Origin of the sequence: Leucobacter sp. gxy201, from assembly GCF_051043335.1 — a bacterium.
GTDB lineage: Bacteria > Actinomycetota > Actinomycetes > Actinomycetales > Microbacteriaceae > Leucobacter.
In genome coordinates this window covers 196223-222555 of the sequence record NZ_JAMXWS010000004.1, presented here as the reverse complement: position 1 = coordinate 222555, position 26333 = coordinate 196223, and the positions used below count along the sequence as shown (strand labels likewise).

Annotated in this window: 31 protein-coding genes; 11 read left to right on the top strand and 20 right to left on the bottom strand. The window is 69.7% G+C overall.

Going from position 1 to position 26333, the window contains the following annotated elements; all coding sequences use genetic code 11:
* Positions 1-27: 27 nt before the first annotated feature.
* On the bottom strand, positions 28-501 hold the full coding sequence (locus tag NHL51_RS08370; protein ID WP_434143032.1) for a nucleoside deaminase: 474 nt from the start codon (positions 499-501) through the stop codon (positions 28-30).
* 17 nt (positions 502-518) lie between these two features.
* Here NHL51_RS08370 and upp point away from each other — a divergent pair, with 17 nt between their 5' ends.
* From upp to NHL51_RS08355, 3 genes are all read left to right on the top strand, one after another.
* On the top strand, positions 519-1157 hold the full coding sequence (upp, locus tag NHL51_RS08365) for a uracil phosphoribosyltransferase (protein WP_434143031.1): 639 nt from the start codon (positions 519-521) through the stop codon (positions 1155-1157).
* 411 nt (positions 1158-1568) lie between these two features.
* Complete coding sequence (locus tag NHL51_RS08360) at positions 1569-2258, top strand: winged helix-turn-helix domain-containing protein (RefSeq protein ID WP_434143030.1); 690 nt, start codon at positions 1569-1571, stop codon at positions 2256-2258.
* A gap of 98 nt (positions 2259-2356) precedes the next feature.
* Positions 2357-2905 (top strand): DUF4870 domain-containing protein, encoded by a 549-nt coding sequence (locus NHL51_RS08355; protein WP_434143029.1) that lies wholly within the window; start codon positions 2357-2359, stop codon positions 2903-2905.
* 74 nt (positions 2906-2979) lie between these two features.
* Here the strand turns inward: NHL51_RS08355 and codB are convergent, their stop codons facing one another.
* Genes codB through NHL51_RS08340 form a run of 3 tightly spaced genes read right to left on the bottom strand, consistent with a single transcriptional unit; the run spans position 2980 to position 5458 of the window.
* Positions 2980-4290 (bottom strand): cytosine permease, encoded by a 1311-nt coding sequence (gene codB / locus NHL51_RS08350; protein WP_434143028.1) that lies wholly within the window; start codon positions 4288-4290, stop codon positions 2980-2982.
* Positions 4287-4796, bottom strand: coding sequence for a nucleoside deaminase (locus NHL51_RS08345; RefSeq protein ID WP_434143027.1), 510 nt, complete (start codon positions 4794-4796; stop codon positions 4287-4289). The genes codB and NHL51_RS08345 overlap by 4 nt, the downstream gene beginning before the upstream one ends.
* Before the next feature lie 47 nt (positions 4797-4843).
* Positions 4844-5458, bottom strand: coding sequence for a LysE/ArgO family amino acid transporter (locus NHL51_RS08340; protein ID WP_434143026.1), 615 nt, complete (start codon positions 5456-5458; stop codon positions 4844-4846).
* A 94-nt stretch (positions 5459-5552) separates the two neighbouring features.
* Here NHL51_RS08340 and NHL51_RS08335 point away from each other — a divergent pair, with 94 nt between their 5' ends.
* The 3 genes from NHL51_RS08335 (at position 5553) to NHL51_RS08325 (ending at position 8088) form a co-directional block, all read left to right on the top strand.
* The gene (locus tag NHL51_RS08335; protein WP_434143025.1) at positions 5553-6479 is read left to right on the top strand and encodes a LysR family transcriptional regulator ArgP; all 927 of its coding nucleotides are present in this window, start codon (positions 5553-5555) and stop codon (positions 6477-6479) included.
* 3 nt (positions 6480-6482) lie between these two features.
* Entirely contained in the window at positions 6483-7400 is a 918-nt protein-coding gene (locus tag NHL51_RS08330) for an AEC family transporter (protein ID WP_434143024.1), read from the top strand.
* Between the two features lie 112 nt (positions 7401-7512).
* A complete protein-coding gene (locus tag NHL51_RS08325; RefSeq protein WP_434143023.1) occupies positions 7513-8088 on the top strand; it encodes a nitroreductase family protein in 576 nt (191 codons plus the stop codon).
* 16 nt (positions 8089-8104) lie between these two features.
* Here the strand turns inward: NHL51_RS08325 and NHL51_RS08320 are convergent, their stop codons facing one another.
* The 11 genes from NHL51_RS08320 to NHL51_RS08270 form a co-directional block, all read right to left on the bottom strand.
* A complete protein-coding gene (locus tag NHL51_RS08320; RefSeq protein ID WP_434143022.1) occupies positions 8105-8500 on the bottom strand; it encodes a hypothetical protein in 396 nt (131 codons plus the stop codon).
* A 13-nt stretch (positions 8501-8513) separates the two neighbouring features.
* Positions 8514-9308 (bottom strand): uroporphyrinogen-III synthase, encoded by a 795-nt coding sequence (locus tag NHL51_RS08315; RefSeq protein ID WP_434143021.1) that lies wholly within the window; start codon positions 9306-9308, stop codon positions 8514-8516.
* 181 nt (positions 9309-9489) lie between these two features.
* A complete protein-coding gene (locus NHL51_RS08310; protein WP_434143020.1) occupies positions 9490-9747 on the bottom strand; it encodes a DUF3618 domain-containing protein in 258 nt (85 codons plus the stop codon).
* On the bottom strand, positions 9744-10193 hold the full coding sequence (locus NHL51_RS08305; RefSeq protein ID WP_434143019.1) for a phage holin family protein: 450 nt from the start codon (positions 10191-10193) through the stop codon (positions 9744-9746). The genes NHL51_RS08310 and NHL51_RS08305 overlap by 4 nt, the downstream gene beginning before the upstream one ends.
* Positions 10190-10492, bottom strand: coding sequence for a YtxH domain-containing protein (locus NHL51_RS08300; protein ID WP_434143018.1), 303 nt, complete (start codon positions 10490-10492; stop codon positions 10190-10192). The genes NHL51_RS08305 and NHL51_RS08300 overlap by 4 nt, the downstream gene beginning before the upstream one ends.
* Positions 10493-10570: 78 nt before the next feature.
* Positions 10571-11878, bottom strand: coding sequence for a hypothetical protein (locus NHL51_RS08295; protein ID WP_434143017.1), 1308 nt, complete (start codon positions 11876-11878; stop codon positions 10571-10573).
* Entirely contained in the window at positions 11871-12983 is a 1113-nt protein-coding gene (locus NHL51_RS08290; protein WP_434143016.1) for a lysostaphin resistance A-like protein, read from the bottom strand. Before NHL51_RS08290 ends, NHL51_RS08295 begins: the two co-directional genes overlap by 8 nt.
* A 15-nt stretch (positions 12984-12998) precedes the next feature.
* Positions 12999-14384 carry a glycine--tRNA ligase gene (locus tag NHL51_RS08285; protein WP_434143015.1) on the bottom strand — a complete coding sequence of 462 codons (1386 nt, stop codon included), beginning with the start codon at positions 14382-14384 and terminating at the stop codon, positions 12999-13001.
* A 165-nt stretch (positions 14385-14549) separates the two neighbouring features.
* Positions 14550-14918: a type II toxin-antitoxin system death-on-curing family toxin gene (locus NHL51_RS08280; RefSeq protein WP_434143014.1), complete on the bottom strand. Its 369-nt coding sequence runs from the start codon at positions 14916-14918 to the stop codon at positions 14550-14552.
* Positions 14919-15125, bottom strand: coding sequence for a ribbon-helix-helix protein, CopG family (locus NHL51_RS08275; RefSeq protein WP_434143013.1), 207 nt, complete (start codon positions 15123-15125; stop codon positions 14919-14921).
* Positions 15126-15216: 91 nt separating this feature from the next.
* Complete coding sequence (locus tag NHL51_RS08270) at positions 15217-16152, bottom strand: NAD(P)-dependent oxidoreductase (RefSeq protein WP_434143012.1); 936 nt, start codon at positions 16150-16152, stop codon at positions 15217-15219.
* Between the two features lie 219 nt (positions 16153-16371).
* Here NHL51_RS08270 and NHL51_RS08265 point away from each other — a divergent pair, with 219 nt between their 5' ends.
* Positions 16372-17616: an MFS transporter gene (locus NHL51_RS08265; protein WP_434143011.1), complete on the top strand. Its 1245-nt coding sequence runs from the start codon at positions 16372-16374 to the stop codon at positions 17614-17616.
* Between the two features lie 110 nt (positions 17617-17726).
* Here NHL51_RS08265 and NHL51_RS08260 read toward each other — a convergent pair whose 3' ends face one another.
* From NHL51_RS08260 to NHL51_RS08250, 3 genes are read right to left on the bottom strand one after another with little or no spacing between them, the layout of a single operon-like run.
* Positions 17727-18047 carry a DMT family transporter gene (locus NHL51_RS08260; protein WP_434143010.1) on the bottom strand — a complete coding sequence of 107 codons (321 nt, stop codon included), beginning with the start codon at positions 18045-18047 and terminating at the stop codon, positions 17727-17729.
* On the bottom strand, positions 18044-18421 hold the full coding sequence (locus NHL51_RS08255; protein WP_434143009.1) for a DMT family transporter: 378 nt from the start codon (positions 18419-18421) through the stop codon (positions 18044-18046). Before NHL51_RS08255 ends, NHL51_RS08260 begins: the two co-directional genes overlap by 4 nt.
* Positions 18418-19869, bottom strand: a complete 1452-nt coding sequence (locus NHL51_RS08250; RefSeq protein ID WP_434143008.1) for an NAD(P)/FAD-dependent oxidoreductase — start codon at positions 19867-19869, stop codon at positions 18418-18420. Before NHL51_RS08250 ends, NHL51_RS08255 begins: the two co-directional genes overlap by 4 nt.
* A gap of 292 nt (positions 19870-20161) precedes the next feature.
* On the opposite strand from NHL51_RS08250, the gene NHL51_RS08245 reads away from it, so the two are divergent.
* The 4 genes from NHL51_RS08245 (at position 20162) to NHL51_RS08230 (ending at position 24400) form a co-directional block, all read left to right on the top strand.
* Positions 20162-21625, top strand: coding sequence for an aldehyde dehydrogenase family protein (locus tag NHL51_RS08245; RefSeq protein ID WP_434143007.1), 1464 nt, complete (start codon positions 20162-20164; stop codon positions 21623-21625).
* A 98-nt stretch (positions 21626-21723) separates the two neighbouring features.
* On the top strand, positions 21724-22227 hold the full coding sequence (locus NHL51_RS08240) for an Lrp/AsnC family transcriptional regulator (RefSeq protein WP_434143006.1): 504 nt from the start codon (positions 21724-21726) through the stop codon (positions 22225-22227).
* Between the two features lie 95 nt (positions 22228-22322).
* Entirely contained in the window at positions 22323-23177 is an 855-nt protein-coding gene (locus tag NHL51_RS08235; protein ID WP_434143005.1) for an alpha/beta hydrolase, read from the top strand.
* A gap of 173 nt (positions 23178-23350) precedes the next feature.
* Positions 23351-24400 carry a lipoate--protein ligase family protein gene (locus tag NHL51_RS08230; protein ID WP_434143204.1) on the top strand — a complete coding sequence of 350 codons (1050 nt, stop codon included), beginning with the start codon at positions 23351-23353 and terminating at the stop codon, positions 24398-24400.
* Between the two features lie 174 nt (positions 24401-24574).
* Here NHL51_RS08230 and NHL51_RS08225 read toward each other — a convergent pair whose 3' ends face one another.
* Together NHL51_RS08225 and NHL51_RS08220 are read right to left on the bottom strand one after the other, a co-directional pair.
* The gene (locus NHL51_RS08225) at positions 24575-25336 is read right to left on the bottom strand and encodes an SDR family oxidoreductase (RefSeq protein ID WP_434143004.1); all 762 of its coding nucleotides are present in this window, start codon (positions 25334-25336) and stop codon (positions 24575-24577) included.
* 15 nt (positions 25337-25351) lie between these two features.
* A complete protein-coding gene (locus tag NHL51_RS08220) occupies positions 25352-26314 on the bottom strand; it encodes a quinone oxidoreductase family protein (protein ID WP_434143203.1) in 963 nt (320 codons plus the stop codon).
* Positions 26315-26333 lie beyond the last annotated feature (19 nt).

The following is a 26333-nucleotide window of genomic DNA, read 5'->3' as shown; positions in this document are numbered from 1 at the left end:
CGCCCCGGCTGTCCGCAGGGACGGGGTTCAGCGGCGCTCGGCGAAGAACTCGCGCAGCAGCTCGGCGCACTCCGCCTGCCGCACCCCGGTCACGACCTCGGGCACCGGGTGCGGCAGCCGGCCGTCGCGCAGCAGATCGTAGACGCTGCCGACGGCGCCCGCCTTCTCATCCCACGCGCCGAACACGATGCGCGGCACGCGGGCCGCGAGGATGACGCCCGCGCACATGACGCACGGCTCGAGCGTCACGACGAGCGTGCAGCCGTCGAGCACGCGGTCTCCGAGCGACGCCGCGGCCCGCCTGATGGCGACGACCTCGGCGTGGGCCGTGGGATCCCTGTCGGCCTCGCGCGCGTTGCGCCCGGTACCGATCAGCTCGCCGCCCGGGCCGAGCACGATCGCCCCGACCGGGATCTCGCCGCTCGCCGCCGCTCGCCGCGCCTCGTCGAGGGCGCGCCCCATCGCGGCTTCTTCGGCTGAGGATGGAGGGATCGTCGACACGCCAATATGATAGTTCCATGCGCCTTTTCGTAGCGGACCACCCCCTCATCACCCACAAGCTGACGGTGCTGCGCGATAAGAACACGCCGCAGCCGACCTTCCGACTGCTCGTCGAGGAGCTGATGACGCTGCTCGCCTACGAGGCGACCCGCGAGGTGCGCGTCGAGCCGATCGAGATCGAGACCCCCGTCTCGCCGACGACGGGCGTGCGCCTCACCGAGCCGCTGCCCCTCATCGTGCCGATCATCCGCGCCGGCCTCGGCATGCTCGAGGGCATGGTGAAGCTCGTGCCGACCGCCGAGGTCGGGTTCCTCGGCATGATCCGCGATGAGGAGACGCACGAGCCGACGACCTACGCCGAGCGCCTGCCCGACTCGCTCTCGGGCCGCCAGTGCTTCGTGCTCGACCCGATGCTCGCGACCGGCGGTTCGCTCGCCGCCGCCATCGACTTCCTCTTCTCGCGCGGCGCCGACGACGTCACCGCCATCTGCATCCTCGGCACGCCCGAGGGCGTCGAGGCGATCCGCGAGGCCGTGGGCGACCGCAATATGACGCTGGTACTCGGCGCGCTCGACGAGGGTCTCGACGAGAACGCCTACATCGTTCCGGGTCTCGGCGACGCCGGCGACCGCCTCTACGGCACCATCGACCACTGAGCCGACCCGCCCGCGTCGTGCCGCGCACCGCAGTGTGACGCCGTGTGACGCGGCGGGGGTCCCGTCGGAATATTCCGACCTTGACACACTGCGCAATGTTTTGCTTAACTTGGCGTTATGCATGAGAACACCCGCACCCAGTCCGCCTTCGAGGTGAACTTTGGGACGACCGGCATGATGATGGCCGGTCGCGAGGTGATGTGCTGTCGAATGCTCATGCGCAGCGCGCACTGACTGCAGAACTCGAATTCTGCGCGCGTTGCATCGAACCATCGGGTTCGATCCGAGCCACGCGCCCGTCACGGGCATCCACCGCAAGCGAACCGCCGCACCGGCCCGCAGAGCTTGCACGCAACGCCGGCCCGTTCCGCGGCCGGCCCGCACCGACAGCATTTGCAAGGAAGCATCATCATGAACGCCACCACCATCCAGGCAGCACGACCCGACCTCACCGCCGCGGCACCCGCGCGTCCGACCTCCGAGCGCCACGTGCCCGAGGGCACCGAGGTGCGCGGCTTCGCCCTCTACGTGGGCCTCGCCGACGAGAAGATCGCCGAGGGCGACCCGAAGCTCGGCGCGATCGTCAGCCAGTTGAAGCAGCTCGTCGCCCAGCTCGCCCCCGCTGCCGAGACCTACGCCGCCGTCGCCCTCGCGCCGGAGGGCACCGGCGGCCGCGACGTCGAGGTCGTGCGCCTCGCGCTCGGCGACCCCGCCGCGCAGGCCCGCCAGAAGCAGAACGAGGCCGAGTCGCAGGATCGCGCCGCGAGCGGCGTCACCCTCGACCTGTCGCGCAAGCGCGTACTGCTCGACAACGTGCCCGCCGCGCTCACCTTCCGCGAGTTCGAGCTGCTGCAGTTCCTCGTGCTGCGCGAGGGGCAGACCGTGAGCCGCGACCAGCTGGTCGCCGGGCTCTGGGCCGACGCGCCCCTCGAAGAGGTGCCGAACGAGCGCACCATCGATGTGCACGTGCGCCGCCTGCGCGTGAAGCTCGCCCAGTACCAGGACATCGTGCGCACGGTGCGCGGCGTCGGCTACCGGTTCGACCGCCACGCCGACGTGCACATCCAGCACTCCTCGGCGCCGAGCCCCGACGTCTTCTGAGCCGGTCGCGGCGCCGGCCCGGGCCGCGCTGCCTTTCGCGATATCGCGCAGTGCAGTAACGTCATGGGTACGACCGTCCCACGATCAAGGAGGCCAACATGACGACTCTGCCGCCGGAAGACCCCCACCTGCCCGGCTCCGCCGACGGCGCAGAACCGCCCGCGCCCGCAGCCCCCGTGCCACCGGCCGCTCCTGCGGCCCCGGCCGACAGCGGCCCGCAGGCTCCGCCCGCACCCGGTTATCAGGCCCCGCCGCAGCAGGGCTACCAGGCTCCGCCCCAGCAGGGCTACTCGCAGCCCGCGGGCGGCTACCAGCAGGCTCCCGCCTCGGACCCTGTCAGCACCATCACGCTGAACTACTGGCTGTCGGTGTTCTTCACCTGGATCCCGGCGCTGATCTTCTTCCTCATCGAGAAGGACAAGGGCAACCAGCAGGCGTACGCCTTCCACCGCGACAATCTGAACTTCGCGCTGCTGCGCGTGATCGTGGGCCTCGTCGGCATCATCCCGTACATCGGGTGGGTCGTCGCCGTTCTCGGCGGCATCGTGCTGTTCGTCTTCCACATCATGGCCGCAGCGAAGGCCGGCGAGGCCTACCGCACGGGCCAGAAGCCGCCGTTCATCTTCAACATCCCGATGATCAAGTAGTCATCTGCGGAAGCAGAAGGGGTGGGCCGGGAATTCCCGGCCCACCCCTTCTTCTGCGTGTGTCGCCTGCGCCGCTACGCCGATGCGCGGCGGGGGCTCAGCCGGGCGCACACGACGGCGAGCACTCCGGCCGACAGCACGCCGATGACGGGCGGGATGCCAATTTCGAAGGCCCCCGCGAACCAGGCGAGCACGCACGCGACGACGTAGATCGCGAGGTTCGCCCAGTTGAAGTGCGGCAGCGGCTCGTCGATGGGCATCTGCGTGCGGCGCCAGCGCGCGAAGTAGTCGCCGATGATGACGCCGCCGAGCGGCGGGATGAAGGTGCCGAGCAGGCCGAGGTACTGCGGCAGGTAGTCGGCGATGCCGATGAGCGCGAGCACGGTGCCGATGATCGAGCCGCCGATGACGAACGGGATCTTCGTCGGCTTCTCGAACATCTCGGCGCCCGCGACGCCGAACGCGTACGCGGTATCGGCGTTCGACTTCCAGAGGTTGCCGAAGAGCAGGAACAGGCCCCAGCCGACCATGCCGAGCTGGAAGAGCACCTGCACGAAGTCGCTTACGCCGAAGGTGATCGAGCCGATCGCGCCGAAGAAGATCATGAGCGCGTTGCCGATGAGGAAGCCGACGAGGCAGGCGATCACGGCCTGCGTGCCGGTCTTCGCGAAGCGGGTCCAGTTCGGCGCCTGCGAGCCGGCCGAGATGAACGTGCCGACGACGATCGTGATGCCCGTCGCGATGCTCATGGTGCCGTTCGGGTCGAGCTCGGCGATCGCGCCCCAGCCGCCGCCGTGCGAGAAGGCACGGAACATGACCCAGAATGCGAGGATCAGGATGAGCGGGGTCGAGATCAGCGACACCCAGTACATGCCGTGGTAGCCGTAGCACGCGGTCGCGCACATGAGCGCGCTCGTTATGATCATGACCGCGGCCTTCGCGGCGAACGACTCCCATCCGAACGCCGCGGCCGTGAGCGTGCCGATCTCGCCGATGACGACGCCGTACCAGCCGATCTGCGTGCCGCCGAGCAGCAGCGACGCGAGCTTCGAACCGCGATCGCCGAGGGTGAAGCGCGCCATCACGACGGTGGTCAGGCCGGTCTTGGCTCCGATCCAGCCGATCAGGGCGACGTAGCCGCCGAGGATCACGGAGCCCACGGCGATGATGACCATCAGCTCGTTGAGACCGAACTCTCCGCCGAGCTGCGCGCCGGCGAGCATCGTCGGCGTGAAGATGGTGAAGCCGAGCAGCACCACCATGAGCGAGAAGAACGACTTCTTCGCGTGCGACGGCACCGGCGTCACCGGGTAGTCGGGGTCGACGACGGGCTCGCTCGACCGGCTCTTGCGTTCTGCCTCGAACGCAGCGGCGGGGTCGGTCACCGCTTGACCCCTGCCGCGGCGGTGCCGAGATCGTCGGTGTCGACGCCGATGTCCTCTGCCCAGATCTCGGGGCGCTCGGTCATCATGCGGTTCATGAGGTCGAGGCACTCCTCGTCGTCTGCGACGACGAGTTCGACGCCGTTCGATGCCAACCATTCCTCCGACACCTCGAAGCTGCGGTTCTCGCCGATGACGATACGTGGAATCTCGTAGAGGATAGCGGTGCCCGCACACATGGTGCACGGCGATAGCGTCGTATACAGTGTGCACTCGCGGTAGACGCTGGCCGGCAACCGCCCCGCAGTCTCGAGGCAATCGGTCTCGCCGTGCCGAGTCGCGCTGTCCATCTGCACGCGGCGATTCCGGCCGACCGCTACGACTTCGGGGCCGTTCGCACCGAACCGGACGAGCGCCGCCCCGATCGGCACGCCCCCCTCCTCCCATCCGATCTGCGCCTGTTCGATTGCGAGGTCCAAGAATCTGCGGTCATCTGCGTTGAAGTCCATGTTCGGAGTGTACTCGACGACCGCCGTTTCAGGGCAGTACCTCCTTGTCAACCGCCGACGCCGCCGAGGGCGAGGCGGGCGGCGATGACGAGCATGACGACCGCCACCACCCAGTCGAGCACCTGCCACGACCGCGGCGTCGCGAAGAAGCGCGTGAGCAGTCTGGCACCGTAGCCGAGCACGAAGAACCAGGCGATGCTGGCGAACGCGCCGCCGAGCACGAACCACCAGCGCGCGGGGTCGCCCTGCGCGTTGCCGATCGACCCCATCAGCACCATCGTGTCGAGGTACACGTGCGGGTTGAGCCAGGTGATGGCGAGGCAGGCGAGCACGGTCTTCTTCAGCGAACCGGCGGAGCCCGTGCCGGCGATCAGCGCTTCGGGCCGCATGGCGCGCCGAGCGGCCGTGAACGCGTACCAGAGCAGGAAGGCGACGCCGCCCCAGCGCACGACCTCGAGGAGGATCGGCGCGCGCTGCACGACGAAGCCGATGCCGGCGACGCCGAGGGTCTCGAGCAGCGCATCGGTGAGGCCGCAGATCAGCACGACCGGGAGCACGTACTCACGACGGATGCCCTGGCGCAGCACGAAGGCGTTCTGCGCGCCGATCGCCATGATGAGGGACAGCCCGCTGCCGAGGCCGATGAGAATGGGGAGGATCACGAGAACGACGTTACGGCCTCGCGGGGCCCCGGTGCTACTTGAGAGCCACTACAGATTCTGAAGTAGCATAAGAGATACTTCAGAAGGAGATCGCATGGGGCTACCGGTCGAACACCTGCCGACGTTCGCCGCGATCATCGAGGAGGGCAGCTTCGAGGGCGCCGCCCGCCGTCTCCACGTCACCCCGTCGGCGGTGAGCCAGCGCGTGCGCGCGCTCGAGCAGCGCGTCGGCTCGGTGCTGCTCAAGCGCACGCGCCCCGTCGAGGTCACGGAAGCTGGCGCCGCCGTACTGCGCGCAGCGCGGCAGCTCGCCCGCGTCGCCGACGACCTCGCGGAGGAGCTCGGGGCCGGGTCGACTGGCGGATCGCTGATCCCGCTCGTCGTGAACGCCGATTCGCTCGCCACCTGGTTCGTGCCCGCCCTCGCTCGTGCGGCGCGCGAGACGGGGGCCCGGTTCGAGGTCATGCGCGCCGACGAGACCGTCTCGACGGCGCGGCTGCGCAGCGGCGAGGCGATGGCGGCGCTCACAGCGACCGCCGAGGCGGTGCCCGGCTGCACATCGACGCGGCTCGGATCGGACCGCTACTACGCCGTCGCATCGGCAGATTTCGCCGCGACCCATTTCCCGCACGGGCTCACGGCGGACGCCCTCGCGGCCGCGCCGCTGCTCGAGTTCGACCGGCACGACATGTTCCAGCAGCGCTTCATCCGGCGCCGCACGCGGGCGCGCATCGACCCGCCGCGGCACTTCATCCCCTCCTCCGCCGAGTTCGCGGCAGCGGTCGAGCTCGGCATGGGCTGGGGGATGCTGCCCGCGCTGCAGTGCCGCGACCTCATCGCGAGCGGCCGTCTCACGCTGCTCGACCGGAACGCCCAGGTCTCGATCCCCCTGTACTGGCAGCGCTGGAATCTGCGCTCGCCGGTGCTCGACGCGCTCTCGCGCATCATCGCCGAGGAGGCGTCGGCGGCATTCGCCGTCGCGTCGACGCTCGACCTCGCCGTCGCGCAGGGCGAGGGCTGAGCGATGCTCGGGGTGCTGCAGGGCTTCGCGCTGATCCTCGGAGTGATCGCCGCGGGGTACATAGCGGCGCGCGTCGGCGTCGTGGTCGGCGAGCAGCGGCGCGTGCTGAACGACGTCGCCTTCTTCGTCGCGACCCCGGCACTGCTGTTCGCCGTGCTCGCGCGCAGCGAGCCATCGGTCAGCTTCTCCCCCGTGATCGTCGTGACGACCTGCGCCGCGGTCGTCTGCGCGGCGCTCTACCTCGTCGCCTCCCGGCTACGGTTCCCGCGCACGGCCGCGGAGACGACGCTCGGCGCCGCGACATCCGGCTACGTCAACTCGAACAACCTCGGGCTGCCGGTCGCGATGTACATCCTCGGGGACGCCGCGTACGTCGCGCCGCTGATCCTGGTGCAGCTCATCGTGTTCTCGCCGGTGATCATCACGATCCTCGAGGGCAGCCGGGGCGGCTCGCGAGGGCTCTGGTTCGCGCTCGGCCGCACGTTCTCGAACCCGATCATCATCGCGTCGCTGCTCGGGCTCGGCGTCGCCCTGGCCGGCTTCGACGTGCCCGAGATCGCCATGGGCCCGATCGATCTGCTCGGCGCGGCGTCGATCCCCATGATCCTGCTGAGCTTCGGCGCCTCGCTGCACGGCCAGCGCACGCTGCAGCCCGGCACCGGGCGCGCGGCCGTCTTCACGGCGTCGACGCTCAAGCTGCTCGTCATGCCCGCCCTCGCCTGGATGCTCGCCCGGTCGTTCGGCATCTCGGAGCACGAGGTGTTCGCGGCCACCATCATCGCCGCGCTGCCCACCGCGCAGAACATTTACAACTACGCTGCGACCTATCGCAGGGCCGAGACCATGGTGCGCGACACCGTCTTCCTGACGACCTTCGCATCATTGCCGGTGATCGCCGTCATCGCGTGGCTATTACGCTGACTTACGGCGGGGCGCACCGGATGCCGCGCACGGGAATAGCGTGGTGACGGGCCGCGTTGGACTCTGCGGCCGTGCACGACGCACCGCCGCAGAATTTTCTCGAGGAGAACGAATGAACCCCCGCGCAGCCCAGACCAGCGCCCCCGTCATCGATGCGCTCGCCGAGCGTTGGAGCCCCCGCGCCTTCGACACCGACCACACGTTCCGCGAGAACGCGCTGCGCAGCATCTTCGAGGCGGCGCGCTGGGCCCCGAGCGCGAACAACACTCAGCCCTGGCGATTCATCCTCGCCCGCCGCGGCAGCGAGAGCTTCGCGAAGATCGAGAGCGCGCTGATGGGCTTCAACCAGGCGTGGGCCGGTTCGGCCGCCGCGCTCGTCGTGAACATCGCCGAGGTCGTCGACCCGGAGGGCAACCCACGCACCTGGGCGGAGTACGACCTCGGCCAGGCGGTCGCGCACTTCAGCGTGCAGGCGCACAGCGAGGGCTACTTCACCCACCAGATGGGCGGGTTCGAGCGCGAGCGCATCATCGCGGACTTCGGCCTCGACGAGCGCCTGAAGCCGATCTCGATCACCGCGATCGGCACGATGGGGTCGCTAGACCAGCTCCCCGAGAAGCTGCGCGAGCGCGAGACCGCTCCCCGCGAGCGCATCGTGGTCGAGGATCTCCTCCTCGTGCGCGACTGAGGCCCGCGGCCGCGGTTCAATCGCTGTAGACCGCGGCCCCGTCGCCGTCGATGCGCAGCGCGCGCACGAGCTCGGCCGCGTGCGAAGTCGAGATGACGACGCGCGAGAAGTCGTCGAAGCCCTCGCGCCGCGGCGCATCCTCGAAATCGAGCACGACGGCGTCGCGGCCCGCGCGCACTGCGATGAAATCGCGGCCGGCCGAGCCGCGCCACGTACCGATCGCGAGGCCTCCGGGCACGCGGGCGCCCGGAGCGCGCACGCCGCGGATCCAGATGCGCGGGTCGTCGGTGATGATCGCCGACGCGATCGCGGCGCGGTCGAGCACGACGTCCTTGCGGCGCAGCGCGAGGAGCTGCTCCGACGCCGTGAGCCGGATGATCACGCGATCCTCGTGCACCTCGATGCGGGCCATGCGCGTTTCCCGCCTAGTCGAGCGTGTCGCTCTGATCGATGACCGCCTCGACGGTCTCGATCAGCGAGCGCTTGAGGTCGTAGAGGCGGTGGGCCGGGTCGTCGGCTTCGAGGGGCAGCCCGAGTTCGAGGGCCGTTTTGCGGGCGTTCACGCCGACGCAGAAGATCAGCGTGCTCTCGGGGAGCGTCGGGAACTGCTCGGCGACCTCGTGCGCGATCTTCGGCGAGGCGACCAGCACCGCGTTGATGCGGCCCGATTCGACGTCCTCGCGGATGTGCACCGAGGCGGGCACGCCCACGGTGCGGAACGCGAGCACCGGGGTCACGTCGTGGCCGCGATCGATCAGCCCGGTCGTGAGCACCGGCGTCGCCACGTCCGAGCGCAGCGTCAGCACGCGCAGCACCTCGCCCGAATCGATCTCGCTCCACTGCTCGAGCAGGGCGTGCGTCGTGTTCTCGTCGCCCTCGGGGGTGCGGGTGATCTTGTAGCCGGCATCGCGGAAGGCGAGCGCCGTGGCCTCGCCGACGAGCGCGACCTTCGTGTCGGAGTGGATGACCGCGTTGTGGTGCTGCAGCACATCGGCGACCGTGGAGCTCGTGGCGGTCAGCCAGTCGAACCGCCCCTCCTCGAGATCCTTGAGGGCGTGGACGAGCTTGTCCTCCTCGCTCGTGTGAGCGAAGTCGACCAGGGGGGCGATGACCGTCTGCGCTCCCTTGTCGCGCAGAGCCTTGGACACGAGGTCGCCCCACGTGCCGCCGCGCGGTACGAGCACACGCAAGCCGCAGAGCGGCTTCGACTCAGCGGACATATACCCCACTCACTCGATACTCGAACACTTGCAACCCCCGATGCATCTGCATGTTTCGGAAACCACGAAGATCCGGGTTCCTACCCGGCTCCACCTATTCTTACCCTGCTTGCGCGTCGACGCAAAACCAGAGCCCGTCGCGGCCGGAACGTGGCTGAACTGTGACCCGCGAGGCGGCCCGTCACAGGCGCCTCATGACCGCCGTCGCGACTCCCCAGACGACGAGGCCGACCGCTGCGGCGGCGCCGACCGCACCCGCGGCGAAGGCGAGCGGCTTCTCGCGCCTGCTGCGGGCGATGCCGCGGCGGGTGTCCGCGATGGCGTCGTCGATGCGCTGCGCGTAGTTCAGACGATCCTCGAGCTGCCCGAGCGTGTCGTAAAGCTCGGCGCGGGCCTGCGCTGCCTGCGCGATCCCCCGCTGCTTCTCCTCCGCGGTCATCGCCAGTTCCCCTCTCCGCCCGGGTGCGGCAGCCGTGATGCCGACGTATCCGCGTTGATGCGCACCTCGCTGATCGCGGAGATGTCATCGCCGACCCGATCGAGCGTGTCCTCGGGTACCGGGTTGCCGCGCTTGATGAAGTACACCCCGACCAGGATCGAGGCGGCGGCGAGCAGCAGCAGCCCGAGCGCGACGACGAGGGCCGCGAGCCACCACGGCCAGACGAGCGCGAGCGCCGCGATGGCGGCGATGACGAGCGCTTCAAGCATGAAGAAGACGAAGAACAGCGCGATCACGATCGCGCCGGCCCCGATGCCGGCCTTCTTGGCCTTCACCAGGATCTCGCGCTTGGCGTTCTCGTACTCGACCTTCGCGAGCGTGACGATCTGCTGCGGCAGCCGGGCCAGCAGTTCGAAGGTGCCGGCCTGATCCTTCTTGCGACTCACAGGCCACCGCCCGGGTTCGCGGGCCCCGCTCCGCTCGCAGCGCCGTCTCCGCCCGTCGCGCCGTTGCCGGTGCGGCCGCCGCCGATGAGGTTCTTGCCGGCCTGCAGGGCCGCGCCCTTCACCTGGTCGATGCGGGTCTGCGCCGCGCCGCGCACCGCGGCGACGCCGCGCTGCACCGGAGGCGTGCCCCAGACCGCCTTGGCACCGCGCTTGATCTGCTCGTAGCGTTCGCGCCCCGCGCGCGTGCCGAGCACGTACCCGACGGCCGCTCCGAGCACGAATGCGACTTTGCCCTTCATGAAACCTCCTCGCCGATGGCGATGTTCGTTCTTGCGACTACCCTACTCGCCCGCCCGCGGCGCCCGCAGGCCGGCGCCTCATTCGGAGATGCCGAGCAATCTGCGCCGCAGCGCGATCGCCTCGGCGACGGCATCGGCCACGGCGGCAGCGAGGTCGCCGCCGTGCAGCGCTTCGCCGACGACGAGCAGCTCGCCGTTCGCCCGCCGCTCGGCGCCCAGCAGGGCCCGAGCAGTGTCCCGCTCGGCCAGCGATACGAATGGCGCGGCGCGCACCTCGGCCACGAGCTGCGCCTCCGCGACGAGACCCGACGCCGCAAGCGCGGCCCGCGCGTCGGCGAGCGCGTCGCCGGGCTCCGACGTCGCCGGGCCCGCGAGCCGTGCCTCGAGCGCTCCATCGCCTGCTGCCGCGACCCGCACCGACCAGAGATCGCCGTTCGGCGCGTCGACCTCGAGCACGGCCTCGGCGCCCGGTTCGTCGAGCACTCCGGCGAAGCCGCGATCCACCCCGCCCGCCTGCGCGACGAGCGCCCGCGCTCGCGCCCGCAGTCGGCGGGGTCGGAGCGCGTGCAGGGCTTCGACGATCTCGGGGGGCATCCCGGCCTCCGCACCGTTCGCAGCGCTCGAGAGCGCGTCGAGCCCGGCATCGACCACGACGACGTCTTCGGCCGCCTCTGCGGAGGGCGCGAACTCGACGCCGTAGTGGCCGAGCCGCTCCATGATGAGCTCGCGCGCGGCCTGCCAGCCGTCGGCCGGGGCCACACGGGTCTCCTGGCGCGCGTGGCGCTCGGAGTACGCGAGCACGGCGGCCGAGAGCGAGCCCGCCCGCGAGAACGTCTCGTTGAGACCCGGGGCCGCGATCGCGACTTCCACATCGACGGTGCCGAAGCGCTCGCGCACCAGCGGTGCGACGAGGCGCTCGAAGAGACCGTCGCCGAAGCGGCTGCGCACCAGCTTGCCGAGCTCGTGGGTCTTGCCGACGGTCAGCAGCGGCTTCACCCGGTCGAGGTAGGCGCGGAACGCGGCGCCGGTCGGGAGGAAGGCGAGGGAGTCGGCGGAGACCGGCACGGCGGGGATGCCCAGCACGGCGGGCTCGGGCACGCGCGACCAGGCCCCGCGCGCATCCCGCATGAATACGGGGCCGGGAGGCACCTGCACGGGGCGCACCCCGTGCAGTTCGGTGCCGCCCGCCGAGATCGGGGCTGCGATGCGGTCGAGCAGCGTCGCGATCGCGCCGTCGGCGTCGGCGACGGGCCCGTCGGGCCAGTGCCCGCTGCCCGCGGCGCCCGCGGCCGGCAGCAGCACGCGCACGTCGAGGCCGACTTCGGCCAGCTCGAAGGCGACGGCGCATGCGCTCAGGCTATCGCCGTGGATGCGGACCTCAACCATCTGCGCGTTCCCCCGCGGTGACGGTCATCGGCGCTTCGATACGGTCGATGCGCGAGCGGCGGCCGTCGTTGCGCCTGAAATCGCGGTCGACCCACCAGGCGAAGAGCAGCAGCCCGATGATCGAACCCGCCGCGGCGCCCGGCCCGCCGGTGCTCTCGGTCTGACCGGTCGGCCCGGCGACCCCCGTCGCCATGAGCCCGAACGCCACGAGGTTGTTCACCACGTGCAGGGTGATCGCGGCCTCGAGCCCGCCCGTGCGCCAGGCGAGCCAACCCGCGACGATCGCCAGGGCCACCACCGACAGCCATCCCCAGATGTCGTAGATGTGCGCGAAGCCGAAGAGCAGCGCCGGCACGATCACCGGGATCCACGGCCCGCGCGCGAAGCGCGCGAACGATCCCTGGCCGCGCGCACCGCCGAGCCAGGCGCCGAGCGACTGCATGAACGCCCCGCGGAAGACGACCTCTTCGGCCGTGGACTGGATCGGCACGAGCAGCAGCACGAACAGCATCGACCAGAGCGCGAGACTCGGGTCGTACGCGCCGGCCGGCGCTTCGGCAGGCGCCTCCCCGCCGAAGCCCGTCAGCACGAGCTCGAGCATGATGCCGAGCCCGTTCATCACGAACAGCGCGATGACGGCGGGCAGCACCGTGCGGCCGATCCAGCGCCAGCGGATGCGCAGCGCGACCGACCAGATGCGGGTCCACGGCTTCAGCCCGACGCTCATCATCGCGAGCATCGTCGCCGGGAGCATCACCGCCACCGACCCGAGGCCCAGCAGGATCGACGCCGGGTTCTGCGTATCGGGCAGCGCCAGGCCCGCGATGAAGTCCTGGAGAGCGGCCGGGTCGGAGAGGTCGACGCCCGACATCATCATCGCCGGGATGCCCACGACGAGCCCGACGACGATCGAGAGGGTGAGGAAGTAGAAGAAGCCGATGATGAGCGCGAGGAGCGGCTTCCACCACCGGTAGCGCGGGGCGCCGCGCAGCAGGCGATGGTATTCGAGCGGCTCCGTCTCGACGGGGCCGACCTGCATGACCGCGGCGGGCGGGGCCTGCTGGGCCCACGCCCACCCGGGCGGCGGAGTCTGCGGTTCGCTCATCGGTACGTGCGACGCTTAGGAGCCGCGCAGCCGCTCGGCGAGGTAGGCGTGCAGGCCCGAGACCGGCACGCGCTCCTGCTGCATCGAGTCGCGTTCGCGCACGGTCACCGCGTCGTCGTCGAGCGAGTCGAAGTCGACGGTGATGCAGAACGGGGTGCCGATCTCGTCCTGTCGACGGTAGCGGCGGCCGATGGCGCCGGCGTCGTCGAAATCGATGTTCCAGTCGTCGCGCAGGTCGGCGGCGAGTTCGCGGGCGAGCGGCGACAGCTTCTCGTTGCGGCTCAGCGGCAGCACGGCGGCCTTGACGGGGGCCAGGCGGGCGTCGAGACCGAGCACGGTGCGCTTGTCGGTGCCGCCCTTCGCGTTCGGCACCTCCTCCTCGCGGTAGGCGTCGACGAGGAACGCCATGAGCGAGCGGGTGAGGCCCGCGGCAGGCTCGATCACGTACGGCGTGTAGCGCTCGTCCTTGTTCTGGTCGAAGAAGCTCAGATCCTTGCCCGAGTGCTTCGAATGCGTCGACAGGTCGAAGTCGGTGCGGTTCGCGATGCCCTCGAGCTCGCCCCACTCGCTGCCGGTGAAGCCGAAGCGGTACTCGATGTCGGCGGTGCGCTTCGAGTAGTGCGACAGCTTCTCCTTCGGGTGGTCGTAGAAGCGCAGGTTCTCGGGGTCGATGCCGAGCCCGACGTACCAGTTCCAGCGCTCCTGCATCCAGTACTCCTGCCACTGTTCGTCGGTGCCGGGCTCGACGAAGAACTCCATCTCCATCTGCTCGAACTCGCGGGTGCGGAAGATGAAGTTGCCGGGAGTGATCTCGTTGCGGAAGCTCTTGCCGATCTGGCCGATGCCGAACGGGGGCTTCATGCGCGCCGACTGCAGCACGTTCGCGAAGTTCACGAAGATGCCCTGCGCCGTCTCGGGGCGCAGGTAGTGCAGGCCGGCCTCGTCGTCGACGGGGCCGAGGAAGGTCTTGAGCAGGCCCGAGAAGGCGCGGGGCTCGGTCCACTGGCCGCGAGTGCCGCAGTTGGTGCAGACGATCTCGGCGAGGCCGCCCTCGGGGGCGCGGCCCTTCTTCTCCTCGAACGCCTCGATGAGGTGGTCTTCGCGCTGGCGCTTGTGGCAGCTGAGGCACTCGACGAGCGGGTCGCTGAAGACCTCGACGTGGCCCGAGGCCTCCCACACCTGCTTCGGCAGGATGACGCTCGAGTCGATGCCGACGACGTCGTCGCGCTTCTGCACCATCGCCTTCCACCACTGGCGCTTGATGTTCTCCTTCAGCGCGGTGCCGAGGGGGCCGTAATCCCAGGCGGAGCGGGAGCCGCCGTAGATCTCACCGGCCTGGAAGACGAAGCCGCGGTGGCGGGCGAGGGCGATGACCTTATCGAGGCGGGACTGCTCAGCCATGTTTCTGTTTCACTCCAAGGTGCAAGCGGGGATCTTGGGACGGTGCGCGCCCGCACCGCGAAGCGGCGGCGCGCGAGTCTCCAGTCTACTCGCGGTGCACGCGCGGCCCGTCGAGATATACAGGGATCGCCGAGACTCGCGGATCCGGTCGGCTCGGGCGCCGGTTCACGGGGTGGGCGTCACGTGCGCGGCGATGACCGCCGCGATCTCGTCGAGCTCGAGCTTCGACTGGGCGACGGCGAGCACGAAGTCGAAGGCCTCGTCGTTCGCCATGGTGAGCTTGTATCTGTTCATCGCGAGGAAGGTCGCCGTCATGATCCAGGAGAAACGCTTGTTCCCGTCGAAGAGCGCGTGGTTCTGTGCGAGCGAGGAGAACATCGCCGCCGCTTTCAACTCGAGCGATTCATATGCGTCTTCGCCGAACATCGATGCTGCCGGTCGCGCCAGGGCCGAGGCGAGCAGCCCACGGTCGCGCACGTGGAACCCGAGACTTTGCGCGACACCCAGTGCCTGCGGAAGCTCGAGATACAGCATCTACGCGTCCTCGAGCATAGCCAGGAGTTCGGAGTATTCCTCCGCCACTTCCGCGGCGATGTTGACGGCAAGCTCCGTCTTCGCCTCCTGCGTGAGGAAGCGGCTCGCGGCCTCGATGATGAGCGCGTGCTTCGAGGTGTGCCGGGCGCGGGCCACCGCCTCGAGCTGCGCGTCGAGTTCTTCGGGGAGTCGCACCGTCATAGCCATACCAGAATGGTACCTCGGTACCGGATCGGCATCAATGATGGCGGAACAGCAGCGCGCAACGGGCGCCGCCGAGCTGCGGTGCGATACCCCCTCAGCCGCCGAGCATGATGTTCTCGGGCGCGCGCCCTTCGCGCAGCGCCTCGATCTGGCGCTCGATGAGGGCCGACATGCGCGGCAGCATCGCCGACGAGTCGCCGCCGACGTGCGGCGTGATGATCGTGCCCGGGCACGACCAGAGCGGATGCTCCGCCGGCAGCGGCTCGGGGTCGGTCACGTCGAGCGCCGCGCGCAGGCGACCCCGGTTCAGCTCGACCATCAGCGCCTCGGTGTCGACGACCGGGCCGCGCGCGACGTTCACGACGAGCGCGCCGTCGGGCAGGGCGGCGAGCGCCGCCGCGTCGATGAGGTGGCGCGTATCGTCGGTCAGCGGGACGCCGAGGACGACGATGTCGGCCTCGGCCAGCCGCTCGTGCAGCTCGGCGAAGCCGTGCACGTGCACCGTATCGCCCGCGAGGTTCTGCTCGTCGCGCGCGGTGCGGGCGAGCCGGGAGACCGAGGCCTCGAAGCCGGCGAGGCGCGCCTCGATCGCTTTGCCGACGCCGCCGTAGCCGACGATCAGCACACGGCGGTCGGCGAGACTCGGGAACGACCGCAGCTGCCAGCTGCCCGCGTCGCCAGCGCGCACGAACTCCGCGAGGCCGCGCTGCGAGGCGAGCGTCAGTGCGAGAGCGAGCTCGGCGGTCGACGTCTCGTGCACCGTGGCGGCATTCGCGAACGGCAGCCCCTCGGGCAGGTAGCGCTCGACGCCGTTGTACCCGATCGACTGCCACTGCACCAGGCGCACGTCGAGCTCTGCGAGGCGCGCGAGTCGGCGCGCTCCGCCCCAATACGCCGGCACCACGATGTCCGCTCGGTCGACGGGCGGCGGCCCCTCGAGATCCCAGGTCTCGAAGACGACGCCTTCCACATGCGCCAGGCTCTCGCGCAGGCCGGGGTCGGTCGGAAGTGTCACGACGAGATCGGTCATGCTCCCGAGTGTATCCGGGCGCCCGGCGCAGAAATCGGCGACGATGATTCGCGCAATGCGCAAGGCCCTGCGGCATATCGCTAGCAATCAATCACAAATGCGTGTATCTTTTTGCGTAAACCACAAAGTTCACTGCGGTTTTGCCGTCGACTCGAGCATGCACTACGACGTGAATGCGAGCGATGGCCTCTCGGCGCTGAGACAGAAAGTTACGTGCACATGCAATCCACGAACCCCTCGACGAAGTGGGTGATGCTGGGACTGTCCTACCTGGTCCTCATCGCATGCTTCATCCCGTACATCGGCTGGAGCGTCAGCCTGCTCGACATCCTCGACGAATTCACGCTCTCCAACGCCCAGGCAGGTCTGCTCGGCTCGATCACGGCGCTCGTCGGCGGCCTGATCCTGCCCTTCGCCGGTGTCATCGGCGACCGCGTGGGCATCAAGAAGATCATCCTCATCGGCATCATCGCGGCCCTCGTCGGCCAGCTGATGTTCGCTTGGGCCCCCGACTACACCCTGCTCATGCTCGGCCGCGCCATCAGCGGTCTCGGCGTCGGCCTGCTGTTCGTCGGCCCGTACACGATGGCCATCAACTGGTTCGAGCGCGAGCGCAAGAGCGGTATCGCGCTCGGCGTCATGTTCACCTCCGACGGCATCGGCTCGTACCTCTCGCTCTACGCCTTCGCCATCGTGCTCACCGCGTTCGGCTGGCGCACCGGCTCCGTCATCGGCGGCGTCTTCCTCGCGGTCGTCTTCGTCATCGCCGCCGTCTTCCTGAAGGATGCGCCGGTCGACGAGCCCGCCGTCGCAGTCGAGGCCGATGACTCCGGCCGCTCGACGCTCAGCTGGCTCTTCAGCCGCAACGTACTCGTCGCGTCGCTCTTCTTCATCGGCGAGTGGGGCATCTTCGCGATCGTCGCGGTCTGGATGCCCACGATCCTCATCGAGGAGGCGGGCTGGAACCCGACCCTCGCCGGTCTGCTCGCGTCGCTCTACGTGATCTTCGGCATCATCCCGTCGATCCTCTTCGGCCTGATCTCGGACCGCATGAACCGCCGCAAGGCGCTCATCATCGCGGCCGGCGGCGTGATGACCGTCTCGATGGCGCTGCTCACCACCTTCCTCGCGAGCGGCAACTACGCGCTCGTCGCCATCCTGCTGCCCGTCGTCGGCCTCGGCGTCTACACGGGCATGCCGGTCGCGCTGGCGCTCGCCGCCGACTCGGTGCCCGCGGGCAAGGCCGGCGCGGTCAACGGCTTCGTGCTCGGCATCGGCTTCATCGTCGGCGGCTTCGTCTACCCGTACGTCATGGGCGCGGTGAAGGATGCGACCAGCGAGTACACATCCGGCTTCATCGCCATGGTCGTGGCCACGCTGCTCTTGAACTTCATCATCCCGATGTTCGGCAAGGACACCCGCCGCAGCACCGCGAACGCGGCGGCCGTCGCCACGCAGGCGTAGGCGGCGCGACAGCACGCAGCGGGCCCCGTCGGTTTCGACCGGCGGGGCCCGCTGCGTTGTGCGCTCGCGCGCGTCGTCAGGGATCCCTGCAGGGATCGGCGAGACCGATGTCAGCCGAGTTCGACGAGCACGACCCCGCTGATCATGAGCGCGATGCCGATGCCCATCAGCAGGGTCAGCGGCTCCTCGAAGAGCTTCCGCGCGAGGAGCGCCGTGAGCGCGACGCCGCACGCCGCCCAGATGCCGTAGGCGACGCCGAGCGGCATGCCGTGCGAGAGCGACACGAAGAGCAGCGCGTACGAGAGGACGTAGCCCGCGATGACGGGCGCGATCCAGCGGCGCTTGCGGAACCCGTCGGAGTGCCTGAGCGCCAGGGTCGCGGCGACCTCGACGCCGATCGCGCCGCCGAGCGCGAGATACGCCCCGATCACGTCGGGATGCCCCGGCCGGGCCGGCTGAGCCGGCGCTGATGCACCTCCGAGCCGACTTCGACCACGATGACGCCAGCTGCGATGAGCGCGAAGCCCGCGCCCATGAGCGGCGTGATGCGCTCGTCGAAGAGCGCCCACGACGCGAGCGCGGTCAGCACGACGCCCGAGGCGCCCCAGATGCCGTAGGCGACGCCGATCCCCTTGCCGTTGCGCAGCGTCAGCGCGAGGAGCCAGAACGCAGCGGCGTAGCCCGCGCCCACCACGATCACGAGCCACGGCGCGTGCATGACCGCCTTCAGGCTCACCGTCGCGATCACTTCGGCGACGATCGCGCATCCGAGGAACAGATTGGCACGAGCGCCGCGCGAGATCACGAATCGAAGCCCATCTTGAGCTTGCCGAGCAGCCACAGCCACAGCCCCTGCTTGCCGCCCCGGCGATCGGCGCGGGCCATCATCAGCGAGGTGAACGTGATCGCAGGCCAGACGAAGGGCTCGGGCGGGAACGGGATCGGCTGCGAGCGCACGAGCTTCGAGCGGGTGCGCTCGTTGTCGACGCCGTTCAAGAGGTCGAGCATCACGTCGCCCGCGAAGCGCGTCGCCGCGACGCCGAGGCCCGTGAAGCCGAGCACCGACACGACCTGGCCGTGGTAGGCGCGGGTGAAGAACGAGAAGAACCGGCTGCAGGTGTCGATCATCCCGCCCCAGGCGTGCGTGACCTTGATGCCTGTCAGCTGCGGGAAGACCGTCTCGAGGTGCACGACGAGCCTGCGGAACGTCGGCTCGCTGACGTCGTACTGCGGCTTGATCTTGCGGCCGAAGTGGTAGAGCGCGTCGTAGCCGCCGAAGAGGATGCGCGTGCGGCCCTCGGCGTCGGTGAGCAGGCGGAAGTAGTGGAAGCGGCTGTTCATCGTCGTGAGGCCCTGCTCGAGCTGCCAGCCGAGGCTCTCGCGCTGCTCGGCGGTGAGCGGTTCGGTGACGATCGCGTAGTCGTAGACCGGCACGGTGTGCAGGCGGTTGCGGCGCAGGAGCGGTGTGAAGCCGTTCGTCGCGAGGGCGACGTGGCGCGCCGTGATACGCACGCGCGGGGTCGAGACGATGACGCCGCGGCCGGCGCCGATCTCTTCGATGTCGGTCGCGGGGGTGTGCTCGTAGACGCGCACGCCGAGCTTCACGCAGGCGTCGTAGAGGCCGCGCGCGAGCGCGACGGGATTCAGCACGACGCCCTCGGCGGTCGCCCAGCCGCCCGCGAGCGCGGCCGGGGTGCGCACCTGCTCCTGCAGCGCGTCGCCCTCGAGCATCTTCACGGTACTATCGGAGGCGGCGAGCTTCTGGAGGCTCTGCACCTGGTGGGGCTCGGTCGCGAGCTTGATGACGCCGTGCGGGCGGATGTCGCAGTCGATGCCGTAGCGCTCGATCGTCTCGAGGAGGCCCTCGAGGTTCTCCTCGCCGAGCCGCTCGAGCAGTTCCTTCTCCTTCGGGAGGTGGATGTCGGCGTTCGAGCGGCCGTGCGTGAGGCTCGGCTCGCAGAAGCCGCCGTTGCGGCCCGACGCCGCCCACGCGACGCGCTCCGCCTCGATCACGACGACGTCGCGGTCGGGGTAGCGCTCCTTCGAGCGCAGGGCCGTCCACAGGCCCGCGTAGCCGCCGCCGACGACGAGCAGGTCGGTCTCCGTGCTCCGTTCGAGCGCCGGTGCGTCGGCGGGGTGGCCGAGGTCGTCGAGCCAGAACGGCACCCGCTTCGCGTCAGCGAGAGCCGCTTCGGCCCTGCCGAAATCCGCCTTCTTCTCGGCTGTCTCAAAAAGCGTCGGTCGCTGCTGCACTGCGGTTCTCCTTCGGAACTACTGCTGATCCGCTCTGCGCTTCGGTGCTGCCGCGGGCCGAGCCCGCTTCGTCTCCACCGATGGAGGCGTCCGCGCTTCGCACCGGGTTAGCGGAATTCGCAACGACTGACGCCGATAAATTGCAGATTCAACAAGGTTGACTCCACGAATGCTATTACATCAGCTACAAAATCACCATTAATGTTGTCAATTCAGCAGCAATCGGGTTATGGTGGCATCACCCAGAGATGGACACCCCACAGAAGGTCAACGAAGACAGGAGACGCGCGACATGTCAGCGACGCACTCGATTCCCACCCCGACGACTCAGCTCTTTATCGACGGCGCCTACACCGACGGCACCGGCAGCGAGCGCTTCGATATCGTCAGCCCGGCGACCGGCGAGCACATCGCGTCGCTCCCCGTCCCGACGAGCGACGACCTCGACCGCGCCGTCGCAGCCGCGAACCGCGCCCAGCGCGACTGGCGCCGCATCGGCGTCGCGAAGCGCGCCGAGATCTGCCACCGCATCGGCGATACGCTCGGCCAGCACATCGAAGAGCTCGCACTGCTGCAGACGCTCGAGCAGGGCAAGCCCCTCACGGAGTCCCGCGCCGACATCACCGAGGCCGCGCAGCTCTTCCACCTGCACGCCGAGGACGCGCTGCGCCTGAACGGCGAGACGATCCCCTCGACCGACCCGCAGAAGCGCATGTTCACCCGCCGCGAAGCGGTCGGCACCTGGGCCATCATCACGCCCTGGAACTTCCCGCTGCTCATGTTCACCGAGTTCGCGGCCCCGGGCCTCGCGACCGGCAACGCGCTCGTCGTGAAGCCGCCGACCCACACCTCGCTCACCGTGCTGAAGGCGATGGAGTACCTCGCCGAGGCCGGCCTCCCCGAGGGCCTCGTCAACATCCTCCCGGGCGAGGGCGACTTCGGCTCGAAGCTCGTCGCGCACCCCGGCATCCACGCCATCGGCTTCATCGGCTCGTCGGCGACCGGCGCGAAGATCCAGGCGACCGCCGGCCTCAAGCGCTCGGTCATGGAGTGCTCGGGCAACGGCCCCGTCGTCGTGCTCGAAGACGCGAACATGCAGCGCGCCGCCAAGGCCGCGGTCGACTCGGCGTTCTACTGCGCCGGCCAGGTCTGCTGCGCGACCGAGCGCGTCATCGTGCACCGCGCCGCCCACGACGCCTTCCTCGAGGCCGCCCTCGAGTACTCGAAGACCGTCAAGATCGGCAACCCGTTCGACGAGTCGGTCAACCTCGGCCCGCTGAACAACGAGGGCGTCGCCGCGAAGATGGACCGCCACATGGCGGAGGCCCGGAAGCTCGGCTTCGACGTGCTGCTCGGCGGCGGTCGCGCCGAAGGCCACGCGACGAACCTCTACTACGACTTCACCATCGTCGACGGCGTCAGCGAAGAGTCGCTGCTGTCGCGCGAGGAGTCGTTCGGCCCCGTGCTGCCGATCCTCACCGCACAGGACGACGACGACGCACTGCGCATCGCCAACGCCGACTCGCTCGGTCTGCAGTCGGCCGTGTTCACCCGCGATCTCGACCGCGGTTTCCGCTTCCTCGACGAGCTCGAGACCGGCCAGGTGCTGCTCAACGAGTCGAACGGCTGGTGGGACATCAACATGCCGTTCGGCGGCGCCGGCGGCAAGGGCACCGGCTGGGGCCGCATCGGCGGCGTCCACACCCTGTACGACATGACCGATCTGCGCACCAGCGTGATCCACCTCGGCGAGTAATCGCAGGTCGACGTACCCGGCGGGGCCCTGCACGACGTGCGGGGCCCCGCTTCTTTCCTCCCTAGAATGGGGCTCAACGAAGAGCGAAGGAGCCGCCCTTGAACGACCGCGAACAGGCCGTCGCGCACATCGATCTCGACGAGATCGACCGCAAGCTGATCGCCGCCCTCCAGATCGACGGCCGTACGCCGTTCAGCGTGCTCGCCCAGGAGCTCGACATGTCCGCCTCCTCCGTGCGCTACCGGGTGCAGCGCCTGCAGGACAGCGGGCTCTTCCAGATCGTCGGCATCGCGAACCCGCTGAACATCGGCTTCGACCGGCTCGCGCTGATCGGCATCACCTGCGACGCGGGCCTCGCCCCACAGGTCTGCGAGGCCCTCACCGAACTGCCCGAGACGAGCTACGTGGTACTCACCAGCGGCAGCTTCGACGTCATGGTCGAGGTCGTCTGCCGCGACATCGAGCACTACACCGACCTCATGTTCGGCACGCTGCAGAAGATTCCCGGCGTCGTGCACACCGAGTCGTTCTTCGTACTGAAGGCGCACAAGCTCGCCTACGGCTGGGGCGTCGGCGATATGCCGAGCGTCAAGCAGAAATAGCCCGACGACCGGTCGCTCGCGAGCCCGGGCGAGAGCCCGGTGCCGCACCGCCGCCCGCCCTGGCGCCGCCCAGCCGCGAACGGCAGAATGAGGGCATGAGCACCGAGCGCGAAGAGTTCGTCACCACCGACGCCGAGGGCGTCGACATCGTCGCCTACCGGTGGGAGCCCGCGGAGCCCGTGGGCGTCGTGCAGATCGCGCACGGCATCGGCGAGCACGCGAAGCGCTACACCGCCTTCGCCGAAGCGCTCGCCGCGGCGGGCTTCGCCGTCTACGCCGACGACCACCGCGGGCACGGCGAGACCGGCCGCAGGCAGCACGGCGGCGACCTGGCGAAGCTCGGCAGGCTCGGCCCCGGCGGTCTGCGCGCGACCGAGGCCGCGATCCTGCAGCTCACGGGCATCGTCAGGGATCGCCACCCGGGCCTCCCCGTGATCATGTTCGGCCACTCGTGGGGGTCGCTCATGACCCAGCGGCTGCTGAACGAGCACCCGCGCGCCTGGGACGCCGTCGTGCTGTCGGGCAGCGCCTACCGCACCTTCAAGCATCTCGAGAGCGGCCCGCTCAACGCGCGCTGGGCGGGCCCGGCCGCGAACGGCTTCGAGTGGCTGAGCCGCGACCCTGCGACCGCCGAAGCGTTCATCGCCGATCCGCTCTGCTTCGCGGGCGACGTGCTGAAGCACTTCGGGGTCGCCGACGGGCTGCGCCTCTACGGCAAGCCCGGCGCGGGCCTCGCGCCGGAGGTGCCAATCCTCATCGTCTCGGGCTCCGACGACCCGCTGAGCCGCGGCGACGGACTGCAGCTGCTCGCCGACGCCTACCGGGCGCGCGGAGTGCGCGACGTCTCGCTGAAGATCTATCCGGACGCTCGCCACGAGCTGATCAACGAGACCGTCCGCGATGAGGTGTTCGCCGACATCACGACCTGGATGCTCGAGCGCGTCGCGTAGGCGCCTGCCTGGCGGCCTGTCGGCGCATCCGCAGCGGCCCGGCCCACCCGAACTTCGGCTCTCACCCGTATTTCGGAGATTTTCCGGGGTTTCGCTCCGAAGTTCGGGTGAGAGCCGAAGTACTGGCGCCGCTGCCCGCCGCGCATCGCTTGGCGTATTCTGTGTGCATGAGCATGCACGGTGAGTACAAGGTTCCCGGCGGCAAGCTGGTCGTCGTCGATTTCGAGCTCGTCGACGGCAAGATCGACGATTTCAGGCTCTCGGGCGACTTCTTCCTCGAACCCGACGACGCGCTCGGCTGCATCGACGCCGCCGTCGTGGGGCTCAGCCCGAACAACACGATCGAGGAGTTCGGCACCGCCATCCAGTCGGCACTGCCGAGCGAGGTGCACCTGCTCGGGTTCACGCCCGAATCGGTCGGCGTCGCGATCCGCCGCGCCGTCACGGGTGCCGCGCACTGGCGCGACTACGACTGGCAGATCGTGCACGAACCGCCCGTCGCTCCCCGCCTCAACGCCGCCCTCGACGAGGTGCTCACCGCCGCAGTCGGCGAGGGGCTGCGCGGCCCGACCATGCGCATCTGGGAGTGGACCGAGCCCGCCGTCTTCATCGGCAGCTTCCAGTCGGTCAAGAACGAGGTCGACGAGGAGCAGGCCGCCGCGCACGACGCCCGGATCGTGCGCCGAATCTCGGGCGGTGGCGCGATGTACATGGAGCCGCAGGGCTGCATCACCTACGCCCTCTACGTGCCGGGCGAGCTCGTGCGCGGCATGAGCTTCGCCGACTCGTACGCGTACCTCGACGAGTGGGTGCTCGAAGCGCTGCAGGCGCTCGGCATCGACGCCCAGTACAAGCCGCTCAACGACATCACCAGCCCGCACGGCAAGATCGGCGGTGCCGCGCAGAAGCGCCTCGGCTCGGGAGCGGTGCTGCACCACGTCACCATGGCCTACGACATGGACACGGAGGTGATGGCGCAGGTGCTGCGCATCGGCCGCGAGAAACTCTCGGACAAGGGCACCGCGAGCGCGCAGAAGCGCGTCGACCCGCTGCGCAGCCAGACCGGTCTCAGCCGGGAGGCGATCATCGAGAAGCTCATCGAGGTCTTCACACAGCGCCACGGCGGCGTGATGGGCTCGGTCACCGAAGGCGAGTGGGATGCCGCCGAGCGCCTCGTCGAGCAGAAGTTCTCGACCGAGGAGTGGATCCGCCGCGTGCCGTGAGCAGCAACGCGAAGCGTTGAGGCCACGGCACGGTGCGGCCACAGCCGCAGCGCACGGAGCATAGCGAGGCGCGGTGCCGTGAGCAGCAACGCGAAGCGTTGAGGCCACGGCACGGTGCGGCCACAGCCGCAGCGAACGGAGCACAGCGAGGCGCGGTGCCGTGATCGCCGGTCGCTACTGCGGCCCCATGCGCAGCGCACCGTCGAGGCGCACCGTCTCGCCGTTCACGTAGTCCTGCTCGGCGAGCATGAGCACGAGTTTCGCGAACTCGTCGGGCCGTGCAAGGCGCGAGGGGAACGGCACCGCCGCCTCGAGCGACCGGACCGTCTCGTCGTTCAGAGCGCCCAGCATCGGGGTCGCCACGACGCCCGGAGCGATGGTGTTGACGCGGATGCCGTGCCGGGCGAGGTCGCGCGCCGCTGCGAGCCCCATCGCCACGACGCCGCCCTTCGACGCGGCATACGCCACCTGGCCGCTCTGCCCTTCGTAGGCGGCGACAGATGCCGTGTTCACGATGAGCCCGCGCTGACCGTCGTCGTCGACCGGAGGCTGATCGGCCATGCGCGCGCTCGCCAGCCGCATCACATTGAAGGTGCCGATCAGGTTGATGTCGAGCGTGCGCCTGAAGGTCGCGAGGTCGTGCACGCCGCGCGAGGACAGCAGGCGACGTGCGGGGGCGATCCCTGCGCAGTTCACGGCCAGTCGCAGCGGCGGCCCCGGTACGAGCGATGCGACGGCCTCCTCGACCGGGTGCTCCTCCGTGACGTCGACGGCGGCGTAGCGCACACCCGCGGGAGCGTTCTCGACGCTGTCGATCGCCGCGGCCAGGTCGAGGCCGAGTACCGCGACGCCCTGATCGGCGAGTGCGCGGGCGACCGCCGCCCCGAGACCGGACGCCGCACCCGTGACGAGCGCGCTCGTTCCCTGGAGGTCCATGATCTGCTCGCCTCGTTACGGAACGAGCACCACCTTGCCGGCCGTGCCGCGCCCCTCGAGCGCGCGATGCGCCTCATCGGCGCGGGCGAGATCGAAGCGGGCACCGATGCGCACATCGAGCGTGCCTGCCGCCAGGGCGTCGAAGAGCTCCTGGTAGCGCCAGGCGCGCTCCTCGGCGGTGCGCAGGAAGCTGCCGATGGTGGGCCGTGTGACCGACAGGGATCCGCCCGCCGCCAGGCGCTGCAGGTCGAACGGGGGTACGGGGCCGCTCGCGGCGCCGAAGAGGACCAGCTCGCCGCGCACGCGGAGCGAGGCCAGCGACTCGTCGAAGGTGGTGAGCCCGACGCCGTCGTAGACGACCGCGACGCCCTCGCCGCCGGTCAGCGCGCGCACCTTCTCCGAGAACATTCCGTAGTCGAGGGCTTCGCTCGCGCCCGCCGCGAAGCTGAGTTCGCGCTTCTCGGAGTTCGAGGCGGTGGTGATGACGCGCACGCCCCGCGCGGCGAGCAGCTGGGTGAGCAGCAGCCCGACGCCGCCGGCACCCGCGTGCACGAGCACCGTATCGCCATCCTGCGGGCTCGCGGCCGAAGTCGCGAGGTAGTGGGCGGTGAGCCCCTGCAGCGGCAGGGCCGCCGCGACCTCGGCCTCGATGCCGTCAGGCACCCGTATCGCCTTCTCCGCAGCGACGATGAAGCGCTCGGCGTATGTCCCGCGCCCCTCGGCCGTGGCGACGAGGTCGCCCACTGCGAACCCGATGACCCCCTCTCCGACCTCGACGACGGTGCCGCTGGCTTCGGCGCCGGGAGTGAATGGGTAGTCGACCGCGTAGGCGCCCGAGCGCTGATAGGTCTCGATGAAGTTGAGGCCGACGGCGGCGGTCTCGACCAGGAGCTCGCCCGTGCCCGGGCGCGGGTCACCGGTCTCGGAGTACTCGAGGCGGTCGGCCCCGCCGGCGGCTTCTACGATGATGGCGCGCATGGTCATGCCCCGAGCATAC